20 protein-coding genes are annotated in these 22,272 nt (G+C 47.1%); 16 read left to right on the top strand and 4 right to left on the bottom strand.

Translation table 11 applies throughout. From position 1 onward, the window contains the following. Positions 1-650: 650 nt before the first annotated feature. The 10 genes from HP399_RS24045 (at position 651) to HP399_RS24000 (ending at position 12,100) form a co-directional block, all read left to right on the top strand. Positions 651-1,346 (top strand): response regulator transcription factor, encoded by a 696-nt coding sequence (locus HP399_RS24045; protein ID WP_007725334.1) that lies wholly within the window; start codon positions 651-653, stop codon positions 1,344-1,346. A 13-nt stretch (positions 1,347-1,359) separates the two neighbouring features. Further along, positions 1,360-3,123, top strand: a complete 1,764-nt coding sequence (pnpS, locus tag HP399_RS24040; RefSeq protein ID WP_173619997.1) for a two-component system histidine kinase PnpS — start codon at positions 1,360-1,362, stop codon at positions 3,121-3,123. A 108-nt stretch (positions 3,124-3,231) separates the two neighbouring features. Beyond that, positions 3,232-3,888 (top strand): phosphate signaling complex protein PhoU, encoded by a 657-nt coding sequence (phoU, locus tag HP399_RS24035; RefSeq protein WP_106841714.1) that lies wholly within the window; start codon positions 3,232-3,234, stop codon positions 3,886-3,888. Positions 3,889-4,027: 139 nt separating this feature from the next. Beyond that, on the top strand, positions 4,028-5,116 hold the full coding sequence (locus HP399_RS24030) for a PRK06851 family protein (protein ID WP_173619996.1): 1,089 nt from the start codon (positions 4,028-4,030) through the stop codon (positions 5,114-5,116). Between the two features lie 92 nt (positions 5,117-5,208). After that, on the top strand, positions 5,209-6,153 hold the full coding sequence (locus HP399_RS24025; RefSeq protein ID WP_173619995.1) for a VanW family protein: 945 nt from the start codon (positions 5,209-5,211) through the stop codon (positions 6,151-6,153). Positions 6,154-6,530: 377 nt separating this feature from the next. Continuing rightward, complete coding sequence (locus HP399_RS24020) at positions 6,531-7,514, top strand: hypothetical protein (RefSeq protein ID WP_173619994.1); 984 nt, start codon at positions 6,531-6,533, stop codon at positions 7,512-7,514. Between the two features lie 662 nt (positions 7,515-8,176). Beyond that, positions 8,177-8,605: a MarR family winged helix-turn-helix transcriptional regulator gene (locus tag HP399_RS24015; protein ID WP_012685124.1), complete on the top strand. Its 429-nt coding sequence runs from the start codon at positions 8,177-8,179 to the stop codon at positions 8,603-8,605. A gap of 9 nt (positions 8,606-8,614) precedes the next feature. Continuing rightward, entirely contained in the window at positions 8,615-9,274 is a 660-nt protein-coding gene (locus tag HP399_RS24010) for an HlyD family secretion protein (protein ID WP_173619993.1), read from the top strand. 6 nt (positions 9,275-9,280) lie between these two features. Next, positions 9,281-10,510, top strand: coding sequence for an efflux RND transporter periplasmic adaptor subunit (locus HP399_RS24005; RefSeq protein WP_173619992.1), 1,230 nt, complete (start codon positions 9,281-9,283; stop codon positions 10,508-10,510). A gap of 15 nt (positions 10,511-10,525) precedes the next feature. Further along, on the top strand, positions 10,526-12,100 hold the full coding sequence (locus tag HP399_RS24000) for a DHA2 family efflux MFS transporter permease subunit (RefSeq protein WP_173619991.1): 1,575 nt from the start codon (positions 10,526-10,528) through the stop codon (positions 12,098-12,100). 61 nt (positions 12,101-12,161) lie between these two features. Here the strand turns inward: HP399_RS24000 and HP399_RS23995 are convergent, their stop codons facing one another. Both HP399_RS23995 and HP399_RS23990 read right to left on the bottom strand, forming a co-directional pair. Further along, complete coding sequence (locus HP399_RS23995) at positions 12,162-12,302, bottom strand: hypothetical protein (RefSeq protein ID WP_173619929.1); 141 nt, start codon at positions 12,300-12,302, stop codon at positions 12,162-12,164. Beyond that, positions 12,265-13,209, bottom strand: coding sequence for a DMT family transporter (locus tag HP399_RS23990; RefSeq protein ID WP_173619990.1), 945 nt, complete (start codon positions 13,207-13,209; stop codon positions 12,265-12,267). The genes HP399_RS23995 and HP399_RS23990 overlap by 38 nt, the downstream gene beginning before the upstream one ends. 130 nt (positions 13,210-13,339) lie before the next feature. Here HP399_RS23990 and HP399_RS23985 point away from each other — a divergent pair, with 130 nt between their 5' ends. Then, on the top strand, positions 13,340-14,083 hold the full coding sequence (locus HP399_RS23985; RefSeq protein WP_173619989.1) for an N-acetylmuramoyl-L-alanine amidase family protein: 744 nt from the start codon (positions 13,340-13,342) through the stop codon (positions 14,081-14,083). Here HP399_RS23985 and HP399_RS23980 read toward each other — a convergent pair. Continuing rightward, positions 14,054-14,836 (bottom strand): divergent polysaccharide deacetylase family protein, encoded by a 783-nt coding sequence (locus HP399_RS23980; protein WP_173619988.1) that lies wholly within the window; start codon positions 14,834-14,836, stop codon positions 14,054-14,056. The genes HP399_RS23985 and HP399_RS23980 overlap by 30 nt on opposite strands. 142 nt (positions 14,837-14,978) lie before the next feature. Here HP399_RS23980 and polA point away from each other — a divergent pair, with 142 nt between their 5' ends. The 5 genes from polA (at position 14,979) to HP399_RS23955 (ending at position 20,949) form a co-directional block, all read left to right on the top strand. Further along, positions 14,979-17,627 carry a DNA polymerase I gene (gene polA, locus HP399_RS23975; RefSeq protein WP_173619987.1) on the top strand — a complete coding sequence of 883 codons (2,649 nt, stop codon included), beginning with the start codon at positions 14,979-14,981 and terminating at the stop codon, positions 17,625-17,627. A 48-nt stretch (positions 17,628-17,675) separates the two neighbouring features. Beyond that, the gene (mutM, locus tag HP399_RS23970) at positions 17,676-18,506 is read left to right on the top strand and encodes a DNA-formamidopyrimidine glycosylase (RefSeq protein ID WP_173619986.1); all 831 of its coding nucleotides are present in this window, start codon (positions 17,676-17,678) and stop codon (positions 18,504-18,506) included. Between the two features lie 52 nt (positions 18,507-18,558). Then, positions 18,559-19,167 (top strand): dephospho-CoA kinase, encoded by a 609-nt coding sequence (gene coaE / locus HP399_RS23965; RefSeq protein ID WP_039960162.1) that lies wholly within the window; start codon positions 18,559-18,561, stop codon positions 19,165-19,167. Next, positions 19,164-19,727, top strand: a complete 564-nt coding sequence (locus HP399_RS23960) for a lytic transglycosylase domain-containing protein (RefSeq protein WP_173619985.1) — start codon at positions 19,164-19,166, stop codon at positions 19,725-19,727. Before coaE ends, HP399_RS23960 begins: the two co-directional genes overlap by 4 nt. Before the next feature lie 175 nt (positions 19,728-19,902). Continuing rightward, positions 19,903-20,949: a glyceraldehyde-3-phosphate dehydrogenase gene (locus tag HP399_RS23955; RefSeq protein WP_173619984.1), complete on the top strand. Its 1,047-nt coding sequence runs from the start codon at positions 19,903-19,905 to the stop codon at positions 20,947-20,949. A 61-nt stretch (positions 20,950-21,010) separates the two neighbouring features. Here the strand turns inward: HP399_RS23955 and HP399_RS23950 are convergent, their stop codons facing one another. Then, positions 21,011-22,144 carry an HD-GYP domain-containing protein gene (locus HP399_RS23950; protein WP_173619983.1) on the bottom strand — a complete coding sequence of 378 codons (1,134 nt, stop codon included), beginning with the start codon at positions 22,142-22,144 and terminating at the stop codon, positions 21,011-21,013. Positions 22,145-22,272: the final 128 nt, after the last annotated feature.

The following is a 22,272-nucleotide window of genomic DNA, read 5'->3' as shown; positions in this document are numbered from 1 at the left end:
AAAGTGGCTCTAGTGGGGGAAGAAGCGAATTTCCAGTCTACGCTTCGGCCTACGCCCCGCAAGGGGGGATTGACTGTCCGCGTCGGAATAAATGGCGGGAGCGCTTCAAACGTAGAAGTTTCGAGGAGATAGTCCATAAGTGAAGCTGAAATTCCCCGCCATTTATTCCTATGCTGGGCTGGGCTTCAGAGGCGCTTGGACTGGAAATTCGCTTCTTCTACGCAGCTTTTTCTTTATCTTAAAGTAGAATCTAAGAAGTGGCTTCAAAAGCTCCGCTGTGTTGACTTGCAAAACGTACTAAAAGCACGAAATACATCCACAGCTGTACGGAAGCACTGTCACATGTTTAGAAGGAGACCGCCCGAACGAAGAGAGGGTACAGGCGACTGGAAAACATGTGGCAGGGCTTCTCCCGACCACTATAGCTGGAAGACAACTAAGATTTTTAAAGTAGATACCTTTACCTAAAAGAGGAATACTATTGCCAAGCAATAAGTTCTATATGCCCTTTCAGCATGTCTTTACAAAAAAATTACTTGTTTTCCGCAATGAGCATTGGCAGACTGAGTATTGTAGAGAGAAGCATTTTTTAGGGGACGTAGGTTAGAAAATCGAGCGCAAGCATTGCAACGCTAGGGGGAAACAGACAGATGATCAAAGTATTGGTAGTGGATGACGAAGCTTCCATTGTAAAGCTATTGCAATTTAATCTTGAAAAATCAGGTTTTCAGGTCGTAACAGCTTTTGACGGAAAACAGGCCTTGGAAATGGTTAAGAGCGAGCAGCCTGATTTTATCATTCTTGATTTGATGCTTCCCAAGATGGATGGAATGGATGTATGCAAAACCTTGCGCCAGGAACGCAATAATACGCCGATCTTGATGCTTACAGCGAAAGATGATGAGCTCGACAAGATTTTGGGGCTTGAGCTTGGTGCCGATGATTATTTGACAAAACCATTTAGCCCGAGAGAAGTAATTGCCCGCGTTAAAGCCATTCTGCGGCGGTTTCAGAACACGCCAGAAGCGACTACAGCGCCTCAAGAGGTGTTGCTCCAATTTGGGGATATTCGCATCTACCCAGAGAAGTACGAGGTGTTTTGTAAAGACGTCAAGGTCGAGCTGACACCAAAGGAATTCGAGCTGCTGAACTATTTAGCGAGCCACCAAGGGCGTGTACTGACGCGCGATCAATTATTAAACGCTGTTTGGAACTACGATTTCATCGGGGATTCTCGAATTGTAGACGTGCATGTCAGCCATTTGCGCGAGAAGCTTGAGGATGACACAAAGAACCCGAAATACATCAAAACAGTTCGCGGATTAGGATACAAACTGGAAGGATAACGGAGGATTTACCTTGACTCGCTTTCGAATCAAACTCACTTTGACTATTTTGGGTTTAATCTCCCTCGTACTATTGGTGATGGGCATGTATTTTGCCAAAGTGCTGGAGAATTCCTACCTCCAATCACTGAATGAGCTATTGTCCCGCGAGTCGAAGCTCATCTCTCAGGCGGTCCGTTTCCCGAACGTCTTTACCGATAAGGCGACATTAGCGGATCGGGTCACACAAGTAGCGCCAACGGATGAAGTACGGATTACCATTATCGACAAGGATGGTCAGGTTATGTACGACAACTCCTCCCACTCGGAAGAGATGGAAAACCACCATGATCGACCGGAGATGATGGCAGCGTTAAAAGGAGAAACAGGGATTTCCCGCCGTTTCAGTGAGACGCTCGGCTATGACATGATGTACGTTGCAGTACCTGTTGAACTGAACAACGAAATATTCGGTGTTGTTCGTTCAGCGATGTCGATGAAAGATATTACCGATACGATCCACAAAATGTGGTACAGCTTGCTCACCGGTTTATTGGTTACTTTGGTAGTCGGATCGATTGTCGTTTCCCGCATTTCCTTTTCCATTATTCGTCCGATCGAGGAGATCACCCGGGTAGCCCGCAACATTACACAGCGCCAATACGAGAGCCGTGTGAGAATCAAAGCAAAGGATGAGATCGGTCAGCTGGCAGGAGCGATCAATTTCATGGCATCGAGCCTGGAGCAGCAGATGTACGAAATCTCGGAGAATCAGCAGCGCCTAGCAGGGGTGCTGACCAATATGACGAGTGGCGTGATCTTCATTTCAGAGCAACGTCGGATCATGCTGGTCAATCCAGCCGTTGAAAAGCTGTTGGGGACTGCTGGACATGAGATCGTAGGGAAGCTGCATATCGAGGCAGGCAAAAGCTTTGGGCTCAGCCAATACATCGACAGGTGCCTCGACAGAAGCGAGAAGTTCCGCCAAGAGGTACACATCTATTACCCACAGGAACGCATCCTTGACGTGAATTTTGCTCCCTACATTAACTTCAAGGGGGAGTCGAGGGGTGTAGTCGTGGTGCTGCATGACATCACCGACATTCGCCGCCTGGAGAAGATGCGCAGTGACTTCGTGGCAAACGTATCGCATGAGCTACGCACGCCGATTACCTCGATCAAGGGCTTCACGGAGACCTTGCTTGAAGGGGCGATGCAGGACGAGGAAACATGTCGTAACTTCTTGCAGATCATTTCAGATGAGAGCGAGCGACTCTACCGGATGATCCGCGATATTTTGGAGCTGTCCAAAATCGAGCAGAAGCGAATCCCGTTGCATCTGAGTCAGGTTCACTTGCAGGATTTAATCAGTTCGGCAGTTGCCATCATGCATGACCAGGCACAGCGCAAGGAATTGACGATCACGCTTCCTTCACCGAAGCCAGATATTTGGCTCATGACGGATAAGGATTGCTTGCAGCAGATCATCTTGAATCTGTTGACAAATGCGATCGCTTATACGCAAGAAGGTGGAAAAATCAACGTCAAGACACAGGCAGACAGCGAAAACATCACCATTCAAGTGATGGATACCGGGATCGGCATTCCGGAAAAGGAACTCACGCGTATCTTTGAGAGGTTTTATCGCGTAGACAAGGCGCGTAGCCGCGATTCAGGTGGAACAGGTTTGGGCCTCGCAATTGTGAAGCATCTCGTGGAAAACTTGCACGGACATATCAGTGTGGAGAGCAAGGAAGGAAGAGGGACAACCTTCACAGTTACACTTCCCCTTACCTAAAAAAGCTACTGCAAAAACATTTACACAAACAAAATAGTAGCTTTACTTCTACAATACAATCGCCTTGTACCATTTGACATGTCAGACACTAGAAGGGGGAAGAGGGAAATGTCACGGCACGCTTTTGAAGAACAGCAGGATGTACTGCATCGCAAGCTCATGACGATGGGCACATTGGTGGAAGAAGCTATTCATAAATCCATTAAGAGTCTGGTTGAGCGAGATGCTGAACTGGCTGAACAGGTTATCGCAAGCGATCCTGTGATCAATGAGTTGGAGCAAGAAATACAGAGCGATTGCTTCCGTCTCATTGCACTGCAGCAGCCAGTCGGAGGTGACTTGCGACGCTTGGGAACAATGTTGAAGCTGGTGACGGATTTGGAGCGAATGGGTGATCATGCCGTTTCCATTGCCAAGACGACCCGACGCTTGATGGCGGACCCGTACGTGAAACCCCTCATCGATATTCCGATGATGGCTGATCACGTCAAGGCTATGGTACGTGATTGCTTAAATGCGTATATTGCACGCAACAAAGATGCGGCAGAAGAGATTGCGGCACGCGACGACATAGTTGATAAACTGTACTCTACGATTTTCCATGATCTGATTGAATTGATGACGAAAAACAGTCAGGCCATTTCGCAAGGAACGCATTTGCTCTTGGTCGCGCAATATTTGGAACGGATTGCCGATCATGTTACGAACATCTGCGAATGGATTATCTATATGTCTACTGGTAAAATGACGGATTTGAATAAATAATACCCGAATGACAAAAAGCCGCTGTGAGCTATGAATAATAGCTTGCAGCGGTTTTTTGTAGACAGACGCCTATTTCTCCTGTTGTGCATACAATACATCGTTTCAACCGCAGCGAGAAGATGCACAGGAGGGAAAAGCAATGACGAAAAAAGTGCGCCATATATATGCCGCAGGGAATACTGCGCGAGGATACAAGACTTTTTATGACTCCGTATTGGAAGGCTTGGAGCGTGTTTATATTTTGACAGGGACAGTGGAAGGAATTACATCGCCACTGATCGAGTCGATTGGAAATCAAATGGCACGAAAAACAGATGAAGTGGAGTGGATTCACTCTCCTTTTGTGAACGGACAGTTTGATGGTGTCATTTTTCCTCGCTATAAAGTAGCGATCATGGACGGAAGTTATCCGCGCCTGTGGAGACCGGCTTCCCCTGGCGTAACTGAAATTCAGATCAATTTGCAGGCGATGGTAGACGTTGATCAGCTCGTGGATGACAAAGACCGGATCGCCGTATGGTACGAAGAGATTTTTAAGAAGAGCGAAGAAGCTTATCAAGCTTTTGGCGAAGCACTGCGCATCCATGATGAGTGGGAAGCCCCTTACATTGAAAACTTAGACAGAGAAGAAGCCAATCTTGTCACGAAAGAAGTCATCGGGCTATTCTTCAGGGATGAGCAGCTAGAGAAGAAAGCAAAAGTTCGGCGTATGTACTTGGGGGCTGCCACTCCACAGGGACCAGTCGATCATATCATAAAGCTGACAGACCAATTGGAGAAGCGCTACTTCATCAAGGGCAGACCAGGCTCTGGCAAGTCAACCATGCTGAAAAAGCTGGTGAAGGAAGCCCAGACACGTGGCTTTGATGTGGAAGTGTACCACTGTGGTTTGGACCCGCACAGCCTCGATATGGTGATTGTACCTGAGAAGAGCCTCGCAATTTTTGACAGCACGGCTCCGCATGAGTATTTTCCTAGCAAAGATACGGATGAGGTCATTGATATGTATGAACGTGCGATTACCCCAGGAACCGATGAGAAATACGAAGAAGAATTATTGGATATTAAGGTAAGATATACCCAAAAAATCAAAGAGGCCACAGCCAATCTAGTGGCAGCTAAGGAGTTGCGTGACCAGTTAAACACCACGTATCAGGAAGCCGTTGACCAGCAGCGTTTAAAGGCTGTCTCGCAAGCTCTCGTAAGCAGACTAACAAAGATGAGTTAATGGTATTTAGATCGTAGAATGAAACCCGTTCGACTGCTCATACTACAATAACGGAAGATGATCGTTGTTGGAGAATGGAGGTGAGCAGCCGGATGGGTTTTGCTATGAAATTAGCTCTGTTACTGTTAATCAATCCCCTCGACCCAACGAATTTTTTGCAGATAGAGATGGGAGACAAGACGGTAGCTATTCTCAATCGTGCTGATTATTCTCTTTCCTTTGATGGCGTTCCTTTGGTTGATGAAAGCAAGCTTGCGCGAATGGTGGAAGAGGTGGCGAAAAAGGCCCACATCGAGCCCATCAATGCGACGATTAATAACGCCGGGGCCATTGTTCCAGAAACCAAGGGAAGAAGGTTAGATGACCTAGCATTTCGCGCACGTTTTTACGATTATTTTTACGGTACGGGAGCCGCAAGCATGAATGTCAGCTACAAAGAGGTATTCCCGAAGGTAGACCAGGCTCTCATGAGTCAGGTTCGGAAAAAAAGGATCGGACAATATGCGACCTATTTCAATGCAGGCAACCGGAATCGTGTACACAACATCAAGCTCGCCTCGCAAGCGATTAACAATTACGTCGTATTGCCAGGAGAAATTTTTTCTTTTAATAAGGTAGTGGGCCAGCGTACAAAAGAAAAAGGGTATTTGCAGGCGCCCATTATTGTCAGGGGAGAGCTGTCGGAAGGCATCGGGGGAGGAATCTGCCAAGTATCGTCTACTTTGTTCAATGCGGTAGACCAGGCAGGTTTGCATATTATGCAGCGCTATTCTCACAGCCGAAACGTAGCGTACGTACCTCCAGGTCGGGATGCGACCGTAAGCTGGTACGGCCCTGATTTTGTGTTTCAAAACAAATACGCTTATCCCGTCTTGATCCGGGCGATCGCGAGCAACGGAAGCATGTACGTGACGGTTCACTCTTTTCCAGAAATTGAGCATGAGCCACGAAATGTGCCAAGCGTACGCCGCACGACCCCTGAGGAAGCACCGGATGTTCCATCTATTTTGAATGGAAATGGACCGACAATCCCTTAGAGATGAAAAGGGGTGTCGGTCTTTATACGTCTTGGGTACGAGGCTGCGGTTGGGAGAAGAATATTTCCAGTCTAGGCTCCAGGCTCCGTCCTACTGGGGGTCAAGACTGTCCGCTCCGAAGGGATTTGCGGGGAAACGCAAAAGTCGTAGCCGCTTCGTAGTTCGGGCACGGTTGCGTTTCTTTTGCCCGCAAATCCCTTCTCCGCTCGGTAGAACTCCACAAGTCGCTACGTCTGGAAATATTCTTCTCATAGTTCCGTAGTTTTTAAAGTTACAATAGCATCAGATTTCTGACATTCATTTAAATCCAAAAATTTACATTATTTTCTATTAATTGTATTATTTTGGTGTGAACTATTAGATTGTAGGTTAATGTTATGCTTTCATTCAAGAAAAAAGTTATCTCATTTGTCACGACTGTTGCCCTAACATGTCTTTTACCGTTAAGTATTAGTGCGAGTAATCTTAATCCTGATGAAATAGGCTTTAGGAGCATTAAGATTGAAAATCTTGAGGTAACAGTTTTTGATGATGGGCGAGTAAAAGGGATTGAATATTCGGAGGAATTATCCAAAAAAGATAGGAAAAGAATTCTAGAACTTATGCATTTTACAGAACAAGAAATTAACCGTATGCCCGAGGGATTACAAGAAGACGTTATTCGGCTGGGTGGTGTAAAAGTAGATACAACCATTGAGGATTTTGTTCATATATATACTGATTTAGAAGGAAATGATCATATAGTAACTGATGAAAATAAAAATGAAGTTGATGAAATTAAGCAAAAGGATTTGGAGATAATTGCACAACAATCAGGCAAGGAATTAGCAATCACTCCCTCCGCTGTTAGAGATGGTAATTTCTATGGATCAAGTATGGCTGTTTATATGGGGAAATCCAGAAATGGGAGAGAATTAGAATACCACTATTTAACAGAATTCGAGTGGAGTTCACGTCCGTGGCTTTACTTCGTAGATACCATAGCAAATACATGGCAAAATCATACTACTGGAGTTTCAAGGGATGGCAGATATGTTGTAAGACCATTTAATGGAAATGGCGATCCAATGGGAGGTATATCTATTGGTTTAAGTAACTTTGATGATTCTAATCCTTTAGGTACAAAAGCTGACGTAGATCTGGCTCGACATGATGGAATCCATGAGGGATGGTTAAATGATGTCGTCCGGATACCTGATTCCGAGAAGGGGCGAACTGGACAATTTGTTTCTGCTTATGTTCATTCCTATTCGTTGGATGGTATAAGCATAAATTTTAAGTATCTAGGTTATCAATTTAGTGGAACCGGGGATAAATGGTCATGGAAAACCTCATTTGAAATTGGTAAGGACAGTAAATAATATTTTACAGCCCTCTGCATACTTATTGTTAGAGGGCTGTTGTGTATATTTATAACTCATTCAATTCTTTAAAAAATAATAGGGAAGGTACAAACACCAAGTATTTTAGTTTTACTTTATACCCCATAATGATGGCTTAGATGATTTATTGAGGTATCAATTTTACAAATTGTTATAATAAAGTTAAAACGGTGAGGTGACAATTTTGGAAGAATATATTCGTGCTTTAGCTTTTTGGTTTAATCCCATATTGGCAATTTGGTTTTTTATAAATTTCATTTCGATTATTAATAGAATCGTCAAAAATGAAGATTATAAATCTAATCTCTGGATTGGCTCCATGCTCTTGTTTTGGTTCGTTTTTTCCACCTCTTTTACTCCTTGAAATGTAAGATAAAAATGGGTCCTTTAGACATTTATTTAAGTTCCTTTATACTAATAATTCATTTTAGAGCGATCATTTCTCGGTATTTTAAAGAGGATAGATCGCTTAACTATTTATTAAAGAAATCTGAATGAGGGTACTTAATCTACATAAATTTGTTTTGCTTACCTAGTTAAAGTTTAACCTAAAGAAATAGTTGCCACGGATAAAAAAACATCGTATAGTTTTCATGTGATAAATTTCGTGCACGAAATATTACTTAAGAAAGGAGTGCACTATGAATAAATCACTGCATATTAGGGACTTGTTAAAACGGTTGAACAAGACATTTGGAACAATGGCCACAAAAGAACTGTCCCAATATGGTGTGACTGTCCCGCAGCTAATGGTCATTCGAGAAATACATCCTGATCCCAAAACGATCGGTCAGATAAGCAAAGCCGTAGATTTATCGTACAGCACCGTTTCTGGCATCATAGATCGTTTGGAACGAGAACAACTCGTAGAACGCGTACGTGATGAGAATGACCGGCGTGTTGTCTGGATTCGTAAAACACCGAAGATTTCTGAGCTGTTCGCAAAGGTTGATTTTTTCTCAGAGAACTTTTACAAGCGTATTTTCCATGGATTTTCCGATGAGGATTTAGACATCATTATTCAGTCGATGGAAACATTGATTGCGAAACTAGAAGAACGAGAAAGTTGAGGAGAAACCATGAAGCGAAAACTGGTTTTGTATGTCATTTTGCTCCTGATCGTGGCAGGTGGTGGAGGAATCGGTTACTACTTTTGGTATCAAGGTGCACATTATGTGTCCACACAAGATGCTCGGATTGCTGGAGACATTTATCGCGTCATGCCAAAAATGACAGGCAAACTGACCGGACTCGCTGTCAAAGAAGGCGACACCGTTATAGCGGACCAAATCGTAGGACAGCAAGATACAACTAACGTAGCAACGACGATGCTGGAAAACAGCGTGTTGCGTTCTCCCATTACAGGTACTGTGATTAAAACGCAAGCAAAAGAGGGAGAGATTGTTTCGACAGGGCAATCGGTAGCTCTCGTGATTGACGAAAACAAATTGTACATCTCCGCTAATTTGGAAGAGACTGAGATCGAACGGTTGAAACTCGGCCAAAAAGTAGATTTTACGATTGACGCTTACCCAGGTAAGAAAATGGGCGGTCATTTGATGGAGATCGGAAAGGCGACGAATTCTACATTTTCCTTGATGCCAGCGACCAATACGAGCGGGAACTTTACCAAAGTAACTCAGCGTATCCCGATCAAAATCGCCATAGATGACACAGCAGGTCTGGACCTGGTGGCCGGATTGAACGCCGAGATCAAAGTGCACGTGAAGGAGATGTAATCAAGCATGAAAAAGACAGCACAATGGAAAACAATCGCTGCAGTCATGGCGGCCGTTTCGCTTATTACGGCGGGCTGTAGCGAGACATCTTCTGCATCGCAAGCGAGCGAGAACGTCCCTGTCGTGAAGACGTGGAAGGTGACCTCTGCCTCTACGGGTGTCATCGCCAATGGTAAGGTGGCAGCATCTGAGGAGATCCAAGTCGTTTCTAAAGTATCTGGGAAAGCAGCGAGCGTGAAGGTGAAAGAAGGAGCAGTCGTCAAGCAAGGCGATGTTCTGGTCACGCTGGAGGCAGCCGATTATCAGCAGCAGATCAATCAGGCACAGGCAGCCATTGCAGGCGCTCAGGCAAAGCTGAGAGATACGAAAGCAGGAGCACGCAATGAGCAGCTGACGCAGCTTGGAAGTATTGTTACCCAGGCAGAAGCCAGCCTGAAGGTGGTCGAGAGCAACTACAACCGGATGAAAGCACTGTTTGATGCGGGCGCATTGTCCCAGGCTGAGCTGGAGAAATCTTCGCTCGAATTGGAAAAGGCGCGCACAGGTCTTGAACAAGCGCAAGCCCAATTCGATCTGGCAAAAGCAGGCCCAACTGCCGACACGGTAGCGGCTCTGCAAGCAGAAGTAAGCCGTTTGGGCTCCAATTTGGAGCTGGCAAAAAGCAATTATGACAATACCATTATTCGTGCGCCAATCACAGGTATCGTCGCCAAGCGCTCAGTTGACCCGGGAGAAATGGCAGCAGCGGGGACGCCTCTTATGGTGCTAGTGAATATGGCAGATGTCAAAGTAGAAGCAAGCGTACCGGAAAACCAAATCAACCAAGTGAAGGTCGGCTCTACTGTTGATGTGAAGGTAGGCAGTCTGGGTGGAAAAGTGCTGAAAGGTACCGTTGAGTTTGTCTCTCCGATTTCGGATACCAACAGCAGTTCTTTCCCAGTTAAAGTGAAGGTGAATAATCAGGACGGCATGCTACGTGCAGGGATGGTAGCAGAAGTCATGCTCCAAGGCCAGGCAACGCCAGGAACAAAATTACCGACATCAGCCGTGCTGGAAAAGGACAGCAAGCATTACGTCTATACCGTAAACGACAACGTTGTACACCAGGTGGAAGTTGCGGTGGAGAACGCAAGCGGCGAATGGTCAACTGTCACGAATGGCGTCAAAGACAATGATCAAATTGTGCTGAACCCGACAGACAAACTGTCCGAGGGCAGTAAGGTGATCGCAAACTAACGGGGGTGTTGACACATGGCGGAAGCGGTGGCACACCGAGAGGAGAAAAGCGGGAACGGCGGCATGTGGCTGTCTCTTCTTGCCATCCTCTCAGGAACCTTCGTTGCGATTCTGAACAATAGCTTGATTAACGTTGCCCTACCTGCCATGGTCAATATTTTTGGTTCGTCTACCGAGACCATGCAGTGGGTATTGACCGGATATATGCTGGCAAACGCCGTCATGATTCCGATGAGCGGCTCGTTGTCTGCCAAATTCGGGGCGAAAAAAATATTTGTACTCTCCTTATCCGCGTTTACTTTTTCGTCCATCCTTTGTGCCTTGGCGTGGAGTGACTCTTCGCTGATTGCCTTTCGCGTCGTGCAAGGTGTCAGCGGGGGGATGATCATGCCAATCGGGATGTCGATGATTTACATGATCGTTCCGCGTGAAAAGATCGGAATGGCATTGGGGATATTCGGGATTGCTTCCATGACTGCCCCTGCGCTGGGCCCGACATTGGGTGGATATCTCATCGAATTTTTAAGTTGGCAATTTCTTTTTCTGGTCGGTGTACCCTTTGGTATTTTTGCGGTGATCATGAGTATCGTGCTGCTCAAGGAAACGCCGAAAAAGCCAGAGTTAAAGTTCGACTTTTTGGGAGCATTTCTTGCTATCGTCGGTTTTGGGACGCTGTTGCTCGCTTTAAGTAAAGGGCAAGCAGAGGGCTGGACCTCCTTTTTCATCGTCAGCTTATTTTTCATTGCCGTGATGAGTTTGATCCTGTTTGTTTGGGTGGAGTTGGGTAAAGAAAGTCCGTTGCTCGATTTGCGACTTTTGAAGATTCCTACCTTCACCATCAGCATTTTGACATCCGGCTTCGTCATGATGGGGATGATGGGCGGTATCTTCCTGATGCCGATTTTCCTCCAAAACATTCAGGGATTGACGGCTATGGAGTCAGGAATCCTGCTGATGCCGCAATCGATTGCCATGGCGATCATGATGCCAATAAGCGGAAAGCTAATGGATAAATACGGGATCGGACCGATTGGGCTGATCGGCTTGACCATCATGAGCATCACGACGTATGAACTCCACAATCTATCTGCTGACAGCATGCATTCGTGGATCGATATGATATTGACCATTCGCGGGGTTGGAATCGGATTGTGTATGATGACCCTGTCTACTGTAGGGATGAACGCCGTTCCGCGTACAAGTGTGGGGGATGCTTCTCCGCTGTCCAATGTATTGCGTCAGGTCATGAGCTCGTTTGCCATTGCGATTTTGACAGTGATCATGCAGGCGCGTCAAAATTTCCACATGGCTTCAATCTCTGAAAACTTGAATACGGATATGGCGATGCAGTTTATCAGTGGCATTTCAGGCATGTATGCACAAGTAGGGGTAGATGCGGCGAGTGCGACAGGCGGAGCCAGCGCGATTTTGTACGGAATGATGGCAAAAGAATCGCTGGTTCAAGGCATCGGGGATACTTTCCTCGTCTCCGTTATCCCTATTGTCCTCTCGATTCCACTTCTGTACTTCCTGCATAAAAAGCCGAAAAAACCGCAACAGTTGCCAGCAACCGAGAAGGCAACAGCCTAATAGCAAGGGGCAATTCCGCAAGTCTTATCGAAGACTTCTTAGGAATTGCCCCTTTTGTCTGTTAGGACATCATTTTAAATAACCAGTACACAATCCGTCCTACGATGTAGCCAAGAAGAATTGTCCAGCCAATCTTCGCCCAAATACTCAGTCCCTTGACGAATTCACGCAAGCTTTTTCGGTTCTCCGGTTGCTTGTTCAATGGAGGACACTCCTTTAGCAGGTTGGTTAAAACGAATGAACACATAAATGCCGGCGATAATGATCAAGCCGCCAATCCATTGCGGAGGCGTTACTACTTCACCCAAGATGAAGTAAGCGAGAATCGCAGTCCCGATCGGTTCTCCCAAAATCCCCATGGATATCGTAGTCGTATTGAGCCATTTTATGATCCAGTTAAAAATAGAATGTCCAAGCAAGGTCGGGAACAGGGCGAGACAGAAGAACCAGCCCCAATCTGCCGCAGGGTAACCAAAGAGCGAATACCCGAGAGCCAGATCATAGGCGAGCAGAATCACGCTGGTGGCTGTATAGACGACGAGTGTGTAGGCAAAGGAGGACATATGTTGACGAACGTATTGCCCGACCAGCCAGTAGCCCGTCACGGTGACAGCTCCCATTAATGCGAGGAAATCACCCCACAGAGCCATGCCGCCTACTTGAAAATCTCCCCAGCCAATCACGAAGCTTCCCGCAATCGCCAGCAAACCGCCGGATAGAGCTAGAAATCGAACTTTTTCACCAAAAAAGAAATAACCGCCGATGAATGCAAATAATGGCTGCAACGTAACGAGCACAGTAGAACTGGCTACAGACGTGTAGTTCAGCGATTCAAACCACAACAGAAAGTGGCTTGCCAAAAAGGCTCCGGATAAAATGCAGAGTAGCCACACTTTTTTGGACATTTTTCCAATCTCTGCGATGGCACCACGATTCCAAAATAAAAAAGGAAGCGTTAAGAGAACGGAAAAAATCAGGCGATACGTAGCGATAATCGGAGCAGGTGCATCCGATAGCTTTACAAAGATCGCAGAAGAGGAAATGGCGATCACCCCGATCAAGAGAGCCAAATACGGGGGGAATAACGGTTTTTCCAAAGATTGATTCATCAGTACACCTTCTTATGCGGGTAAGGTCATGTTTCATTATTGTAATTGTACAGTTGGATTAAAAAATTCACAATGTTATGTGTACCTCGCCGACTGAAAGGTTTCTTTTCAATCCGGTTATCCTACAGGCATGAGAAACTTACAGGCTATCTTCCGTATCGCTGCTTTCATACTTATCCTCATCTGTATCCCGACGCGAAGCGAGGCATTGCCGCTCACCCCATTTCACATTTTGATTGATGTAGGTCATGGGGGTGTAGATACGGGAACTTCTTACGGGGATTTGTATGAAAAAGACATCAATCTGCAAATTGCCAAGCAACTATACCAACAGTTGACAGAAGCTGGCTATACGGTGGCCTTGAATCGGAACAAAGATATCGCACTGAGCGATGAGAATCGGTGGTTGGACAACCGATCGAGGCATATTCGAGATTTGGCACAGAGGAAGAATTTAGCGAAAGAGATCGGTCCCCAGATGTTGCTCAGCCTGCATGTAAACTGGGCGTCTAATTCGCGGCGACGGGGTGCCATTCTTTTGTTCCAAGATACCGAACAAAGCTATATGCTGGCAGAACTGCTGCAAAACTCGCTGAACAAGCTGACAGGGACGAACAACCAGCCAGTCAGGGGGAAGACGTACTACATGCTGCGTCATAACTACTGTCCGTCTGTCATCGTGGAGATGGGTTTTATCAGCAATGCACATGACCGCGAAATGTTAACGAATCCCAAAGCACAAGAAAAAATCGCTCAGGCCATTACAGAAGCCGTGAGCGAGTACGTAAAGCTGTCGGGAAATCTGAAAACGGAGGCTCGTGTGAAGGAGAGCTGGTGGCGAAAATTAATGAGCAGCTTGCTGGATAAGCTTTGAAATGGTTACAAATTCGGCCTCCTTCTGAATTCGCGGGATGTACTGGCGCAGAACGGAGGCTGTTTTCTTGCCAGGAGGCCCAACATGGCCTATCGCGATACATAGGGGATGGTTGTGGATTCGTTTGCAGACGAGCTCCATTTGCTTCGTAATATGTGGGACAGAGTAAACGTCATCGAGAAAAATTTGATTCACTGCATGGGGCACGCCCATTTCAGCCGCGATTTTCGCCGCCACGCTTTTATCCGTGGTTTTGCTATCCAGGTAAATGAGCCCCCGCTCCTTCACTACCTTCATGATGATGCGCATGATTCGCTCGTCAGCCGTTATTTTAGAGCCCATATGGTTGTTCATGCCAATCGCATGTGGTACTTCGTCAATCGCTTTCTCCACGCGACTGCGAATCTCATCGTCGGACAGATCAGCCGTAATGGCTCCAGGACCAAGCCACGAGCGTTTTCCTTTCATCGGCTCCATCGGCATGTGAACGAGTACATCATGTCCTTTTTGATGGGCAAGCTCGGCATCCTGCTTCGTGCTTGGCAGAAACGGCATGACGGCAACGGTTAGAGGAACTGGCAACGATAATATTTCCTCCGTCCCTTGCATGTTGTTCCCGAAGTCATCAATGACAAATGCCATCAGCTTTTTGCCTGCGGGCTCAGGCTCTACATGTGGGGTCGCTGTTGCAGGTATAGACCCGAAGGAAAGAAATAGCGTGAGCAAGAGCGGAATCATTTTCCTCCCATTCATAGGTTCACCTTCCTTGTCCATTTTTTTTCATAGTCTGTTCAATCATCTTGTTCTTTACCCGCCATATCTACGGCTTGGCTTTGATGTTTGCCCTATGTTACGATTAAAGATAGTAGTTTTGTAACGAGAGGGGTCGAATTCCTTGAGTCATTTTGTGTTGATTGATGGAAACAGTGTTGCGAACCGGGCGTTTTATGCGCTCCCTTTATTGTCCACATCGGCAGGACTGCATACGAACGCAGTGCTGGGCTTTACGACTATGCTGTTAAAAGTGTTGGAGGAAATGAAGCCAACGCATATCATGGTTGCTTTTGACGCTGGAAAAGTCGTGTTTCGCCATAGCGAGTATGCAGAGTACAAAGGGGGACGCAGCAAAACTCCGCCGGAGCTGTCTGAACAGTTTCCATTGATTCGGGAGCTGTTGGATGCCTTCTCAATCAAACGCTTCGAGCTGGAAGGCTACGAGGCGGATGACATTATCGGTACATTGACGAAGCAGGCTGATGAGCAAGCTTGGAAAACGACTGTCATTACCGGAGACAAAGATATGCTGCAGCTCGTGTCTGAGCATGTATCCGTCGCTTTGACGCGCAAGGGAGTCAGCGAAATCGAGCTGTACACTCCACAAGAAATTCACGAAAAGTACGGCCTTAAGCCGCTGCAAATAATTGATCTGAAAGGCTTGATGGGCGATTCGTCCGACAACATTCCAGGTGTCCCGGGTGTCGGAGAGAAAACAGCGCTGAAGCTGCTGCACGAATACGGCTCTGTTGAGCAGGTACTGGAAAACATCGATAAAGTGTCAGGCAAAAAGCTGCAAGAGAACCTGCGTGAGAATGTAGACAAGGCGAACATGAGTAAAGCCTTGGCAACCATTTTGCGTGAAGCGCCTGTAGAGCTGGATGTGCAAGAGACTGGCTTTGAAGGCTATGAGGGTGTACCTCTAAGTGAGTTCTTTAAAAAGATGGAGTTCAAATCGCTGCTGTCCAAGATCAAAGTGGCAAAGCCAGTAGATGGAAGCGGTCAAGCAGACGCCAAGCCGTTTTCGTTTGAGATGATTTCAGAGGATAACAAAGCGGCGTACGAGTCCAAGCTGACTTCGCCAATGGCTCTTTACATCGAAATGGATGGGGAAAACTATCACCATGCGCCATTCCTCGGAATTGGACTGGCTGTGGAAGATACGGTGATGTTCGTTCCGTGGGACGTAGCCAAGGAATGGAAGGCACTCTGTGAGTGGCTGGCGGATCCGACGAAGGAGAAGTGGGTATTTGACGGCAAGCGAGACACGGTTGGACTCGCTTGGCATGATTTGGCGATAAAAGGCATCAGCTTTGATGTGTACCTCGCTTCTTACCTGCTGAATGCGGCTGAGAGCAACCCAACCTTGGATAGCATTGCGGCTCAATACGCACAGACACGGGTATTGTCAGATGAAGAGGTGTACGGCAAGGGTGCCAAACGTCTTGTTCCTGAAATGGACGTGCTGAGCGAGCATGTGGCGCATAAAGCGGCAGCAATCTGGCAAAGCGTGCCTGTATTGCGTGAGCAGCTGGCGGAAAACGAAATGGAAAAGCTGCTCGGTGAATTGGAAGCCCCGCTGAGTATGGTACTGGCTCTCATGGAAAAGCAAGGCATCAAGGTAAACAGTGAGCGCCTCGTACAAATGGGGGAAGACCTGGACCAAAAGCTCGCGAGTCTGACAGATCAGATTTACGAGCTGGCGGGTGGGGCATTCAACATCAACTCGCCAAAACAATTGGGTGAGATTTTGTTTGACCGCTTGTCTCTGCCTGTATTGAAAAAGACCAAAACAGGGCCTTCTACCAGTGCAGATGTATTGGAGAAGCTCGCTCCGTACCATCCGATCATCGATGCGATCCTGACCTTCCGTCAGCTCGGCAAGCTCCGCTCTACGTATATTGAGGGCTTGACCAAGGAAATCCATACGAAGACGAGCAAGGTGCATACGCTTTACAACCAAGCGACTACGGCGACAGGGCGCCTGTCCAGTACGGACCCGAATCTGCAAAATATCCCGATCCGCATGGAAGAAGGACGCAAGATTCGCGAGGCGTTTATCCCGTCGGAGGACGGCTGGTACATGCTGGCAGCCGACTATTCCCAGATTGAGCTGCGGATTTTGGCCCACATTTCGCAAGACGAAAATTTGATTGACGCCTTCCAAAAAGGAATGGATATTCATACCCGTACCGCCATGGACGTATTTGGTGTGAGTGAGGAAGAAGTGACTTCGCTGATGCGCCGTCAGGCCAAAGCGGTCAACTTCGGGATTGTATACGGCATCAGCGACTACGGTCTGTCGCAAAACCTCAATATTACCCGTAAAGAAGCCGGGGACTTCATTGAGCGTTACTTTGATGTCTTCTCCGGTGTGAAGCGCTGGATGGACGAGATTGTCCAACAGGCGAAGGCGGATGGCTATGTGACGACCTTGTTGAACCGCCGTCGCTACCTGCCTGATATTCGCAGCAGCAACTTTAACCTGCGTTCGTTTGCCGAGCGTACTGCGATGAACACGCCGATCCAGGGTACTGCTGCCGATGTGATCAAGCTGGCGATGATTCGCATGCAAGAGGCACTCGAGGAGAAAGGTCTTGCTAGCCGCATGCTTTTGCAAGTGCACGATGAGCTTGTATTTGAAGTGCCAGAAAATGAGCTGGAGGTCATGCGCAAGCTGGTGCCAGAAGCGATGGAGAGTGCGCTGTCCCTCAACGTGCCACTCAAGGTGGACGTCAGTGACGGACGTACCTGGTACGATGCGAAGTAAGCATGCCTAGAACATAAAGATGGATAGACAGCGAGAGGAGGAGGGCATATGCCAGAATTGCCGGAGGTAGAAACCGTCGTACGGACTCTGCGTGGCTTGGTTATGGGAAAAACGATCGAGAGAGTAAGTGTTCATTTGGCGCGTATTGTGCGTCAGCCAGATGACGTGGAAGCTTTCAAATCTCTCTTGGTGGGACAAACCATCCAGGATATCCAACGGCGGGCAAAATTCATTCAGTTTTTCTTAAACGAGGATGTGCTCGTGTCCCATCTGCGTATGGAAGGGCGCTATGGCATGTATCAGGCGGATGATCCCGTTGAGAAGCATACCCATGTCGTCTTCCATTTTACGGACGGAACGGAGCTGCGTTATCGGGATGTTCGCCAGTTCGGAACGATGGATCTGTTCCCTAAGGGGAAGGAAACAACCGTCGGACCTTTGGCAAAACTGGGAGTAGAACCGCTAGATAAAAGTTTTACTCCTGAAGTTTTGGGGAAATTGTTAAAAGGACGGTCAACAAAAATTAAGCCGCTTCTCCTAAACCAGGAATGTATTGTAGGACTGGGGAATATTTATGTGGACGAGTCACTCTTTAAAGCAGGCATTCATCCGGAGAAACCAGCAGGAAAGCTGACAGATAAAGAAGTTATCCGACTACACGAAAGCATTGTCTCCACTTTGCAAGAAGCGGTAGAACAAGGTGGTAGCTCCATCAAGTCGTATGTGAACGGACAGGGCGAGATGGGAATGTTCCAGCAATCGCTTTTAGTGTATGGACGAAAAGACGAGGCGTGCACGAAGTGCGGGGCCGAAATCATTCGGTTTGTAGTCGGCGGCAGAGGGACGCATATTTGTCCCGATTGCCAAAAGAACCAGTAACTTCGAGAAGTTTTTCACAAAGCAGTTATAACAGTTCGACCAAGGGAGGAGGATGGGCATGATACTAGGATTAACAGGCGGAATTGCTACTGGGAAAAGCACAGTGACAGGTATGCTTCGAGAGCGCGGAATTCCTGTCATTGACGCTGACCAAATCGCCAGAGAGGTCGTAGAACCAGGTAAACTGGCCTATGAAGCGATCGTGCGCCATTTTGGAAGAGAAATCCTATTGGAAGATGGTCAGATTGATCGGAAAAAACTAGGTGAGATCGTATTTTCGGACGAGTCCGAGCGTCAAAAGCTGAACGCCATCGTCCATCCCGAGGTACGCCGCGTCATGCGGGAAGAGGCCGAAACAGCAGAAGCGAATGGAGCCGAGATCGTCTTTATGGACATTCCTCTGCTGTATGAGAGCAAGCTTACGCATATGGTAGAAAAAATCGTGGTTGTCTATGCGCCCTATGAGATGCAATTGGCGAGAATGCTGGAGCGCGACGAATTGGAAGAAGAACAAGCACGAAAAAGACTGCGGGCGCAGTTTCCTATTGATCAGAAGAAGCAGGGCGCAGACTTTTTGATCGATAATTCTGGTTCGCGTGAAGAAACCGAGCGTCAAGTGGAGGCGGTATTGGCCGCGATTCGATCGGAGCGTCAATCATGAGTTTTGGCAAACGTGCAGCATTGATTTTGCTCGTTTTGGCGAGTGTATTTCTGCTGCTAAACACGCCATTGGTGTGGAAATGGATGTACCCGATCAAATATGAGCAACAGATTGTGACGGCTTCACTGAAATATGAGGTGGACCCTCATTTGGTATTGGCCGTCATTCGTTCCGAGAGTGGGTTTGCGACAGATCGCGTTTCGAAAAAAGGTGCGGTCGGGCTCATGCAAATCATGCCGGATACTGCGCAGTGGATCGTCAAGGAGGCAGGCTTCCGTCCAAAGGACAGTGAATACTTGTACGACCCCGTCATGAACATCGAGATTGGGACATGGTATCTCGATTTTTTGCTGTCCCGCTATGATGGCGATATCGTCAAAGTCATTGCAGCCTACAACGCCGGTCCGGGCAAAGTAAACGGATGGCTCGCGAGTGAGCAATGGAACGGAACTCGCGAGACGATTGAGGACATTCCATATGGGGAGACCCGTCAATATGTCCAGCGAGTGCTCTATTATCATGATCGTTACAAAAATATATACGACTTTCAATTACGTTAAAAATCATGAAAAGCCGCTTCTCTTGCTGATAAGAGAGCGGCTTTTTTCTCTTTTTTTGGGTAGGGTAAATCGTCCAAATATTTATTTTTCAGTAAAACACATTGATAATTGTGTCATACTTATTATAATAAAAGTATCAGATAAGCGTAACTCAATTCGAAAGGGGTTTCTATATATGACAATTAAAATCGGTATTAATGGTTTCGGACGTATTGGCCGCATGGTATTCCGCCGCGCTATCCAGGACCCCAACATTGAAATCGTTGCAATCAACGCCAGCTACCCAGCGGAGACGCTTGCGCATTTGTTGAAATATGACACGATCCACGGACGCCTGCAAAATAAAGTGGAAGTCCAAGACAACAAGATTATCGTAGACGGAAAAGCAACAGTTGTACTGTCTGACCGTGATCCGCTGAAGCTGCCTTGGGGTGACCTCGGAGTCGAGATCGTTGTAGAGGCTACAGGTAAATTCAACAATCGCGAAGGCGCTGGCAAGCACCTGCAAAGCGGTGCGAAAAAAGTTGTGATTACAGCGCCAGCGAAAGAAGAAGACGTCACGATCGTGATGGGTGTAAACGATGGCACCTACGACCATGCGAATCATCACATTATCTCCAATGCTTCCTGCACAACCAACTGTCTCGCACCTGTGGCAAAAGTGCTCAACGATGCATTCGGTATCGAACAAGGTCTCATGACTACAATTCACTCGTTTACAAACGATCAGGTGAATCTCGACAATCCGCATAAAGACCTGCGTCGTGCACGTGCAGCTAGCGAGTCCATCATTCCAACGACGACAGGAGCTGCTCGTGCAGTAGGAATCGTTTTGCCAGAATTGAATGGCAAGCTAAACGGTTTTTCCTTGCGCGTACCTACTCCAAACGTTTCTGTAGTAGACTTGGTGGTCAATACGAAGAAGCCAGTTACATTGGACGAAGTAAACCGCGTCCTGCGTGAAGCGAGCGAAGGCAGCATGAAAGGCTACCTCGAGTTCTGCGACGAGCCGCTCGTATCCAGCGATTTCAATGGCAACGATCACTCCTCGATCATCGACGGTCTGTCTACGATGGTAATGGGAGACAATCAGGTGAAAGTGATTGCTTGGTACGATAACGAGTGGGGCTACTCCTGCCGTGTTGTAGACCTGGTTCGCCACGTATCCGAGCAGAACAATCAAGCTGTAACAAAAGAAGCAGCTGCTGTGGGTGTAAAATAAGTAGCATAAACAAAACCCCTTTGCCGAATTTCGAGCAAAGGGGTTTTTCGTTGCTTCGTATTTACGATGTGGTAGAAGATTCATCTAATGAGTTCACGTTAAACAGATCATCATCTTCAAAGCCGACAATAAATAGTCGGATGTTCGCCTTGAGATCGAGGTCATAAGGGCTTGGGACGTCGTTTCCTCGGCCGTCTTTTAGCACACGTACGGTAGGGCGATGCGAATAATCCGGATCAACTCGACTCACTACCCCGACTTCTCCGGTATTCAAAACGACGCTGCTTCCAATCGGGAAGATAGCAATGTGCTTGATAAAGGCATTGACTAGATGATGCTCGAATAGTGTACCGCCAGAGCCTAGCAGGTACTCGACAGCATCCTGTGGCATGTACCGCTTGCGCCATGGACGTGGGGAAGTCAATGAGTCATAAATATCACAGAGGCCGACGATTTGTGCGAATTCGTGAATTTGCTTGCCGGATAATCCCTGTGGATAGCCGCTTCCATTTAGCCGTTCATGGTGTTGCAAGCATACATGTGCTGACAAAAGCGAGATGTCATGCTGCTTTCGCAACAAATTAAAGCCAAGCATCGTGTGCTGTTTGGCGATTTCCTTCTCTTCGTCCGTCCAACGCTCTGTTTTTTGCAACAGCTCTTCAGGCAGGCTTATTTTGCCGATATCGTGCAGCATGGCGCCTACGCCTAGGTTTATGAGCTGTGTGCGATTGTAGCCCAGAGACATGCCCACAGCAGTTGCCAGCACGGCCACATTCACAGAGTGATGGTATAGGGATGGCGAATGAGAAGACATCGTCGTCAAATGTCCAACCATTTGCTTGTTTTGCATCAGGTCGTCCAAAATAGAACTAAAGGCACGCTGAAAATGAAGGCCCATTTCTTTTAAGGAAATTTTCCGGGCCAGCTTGTTTGAGTTTGTAATTTGTTTGATCGTCTTCTCGATGGTTTCCACAGCTACTTGTCTGGTTTGTGGGCGAATCACTTCTTCCACAACGATGTCATAGGTACGGGGATCATCGATATACACCGAATCAACACCAGTTCGCTCTAATCCGGTGATGAGTCGTTCCGTTAATTCCATACCGGTTCCAAGCAGCACCTTTCCATCATCTGTGAAGACCGTACGTCCCAATTTCATTCCAGGCTGTAGGTGCTTTAAAGATACTAAACGCATGACTATCCCTCCAACAGTACCATAATTGTACTCCATTCGACTTATGCTTTAAATAGGTACAAGGATTGACTTGACTTCTGACAGGAATATGAGGGACACTGTAGACAAGTATTGTCAGTATTGGAGTT

The organism is Brevibacillus sp. DP1.3A (genome assembly GCF_013284245.2).
GTDB lineage: Bacteria > Bacillota > Bacilli > Brevibacillales > Brevibacillaceae > Brevibacillus.
This window is presented reverse-complemented; position numbering and strand designations above follow the sequence as displayed.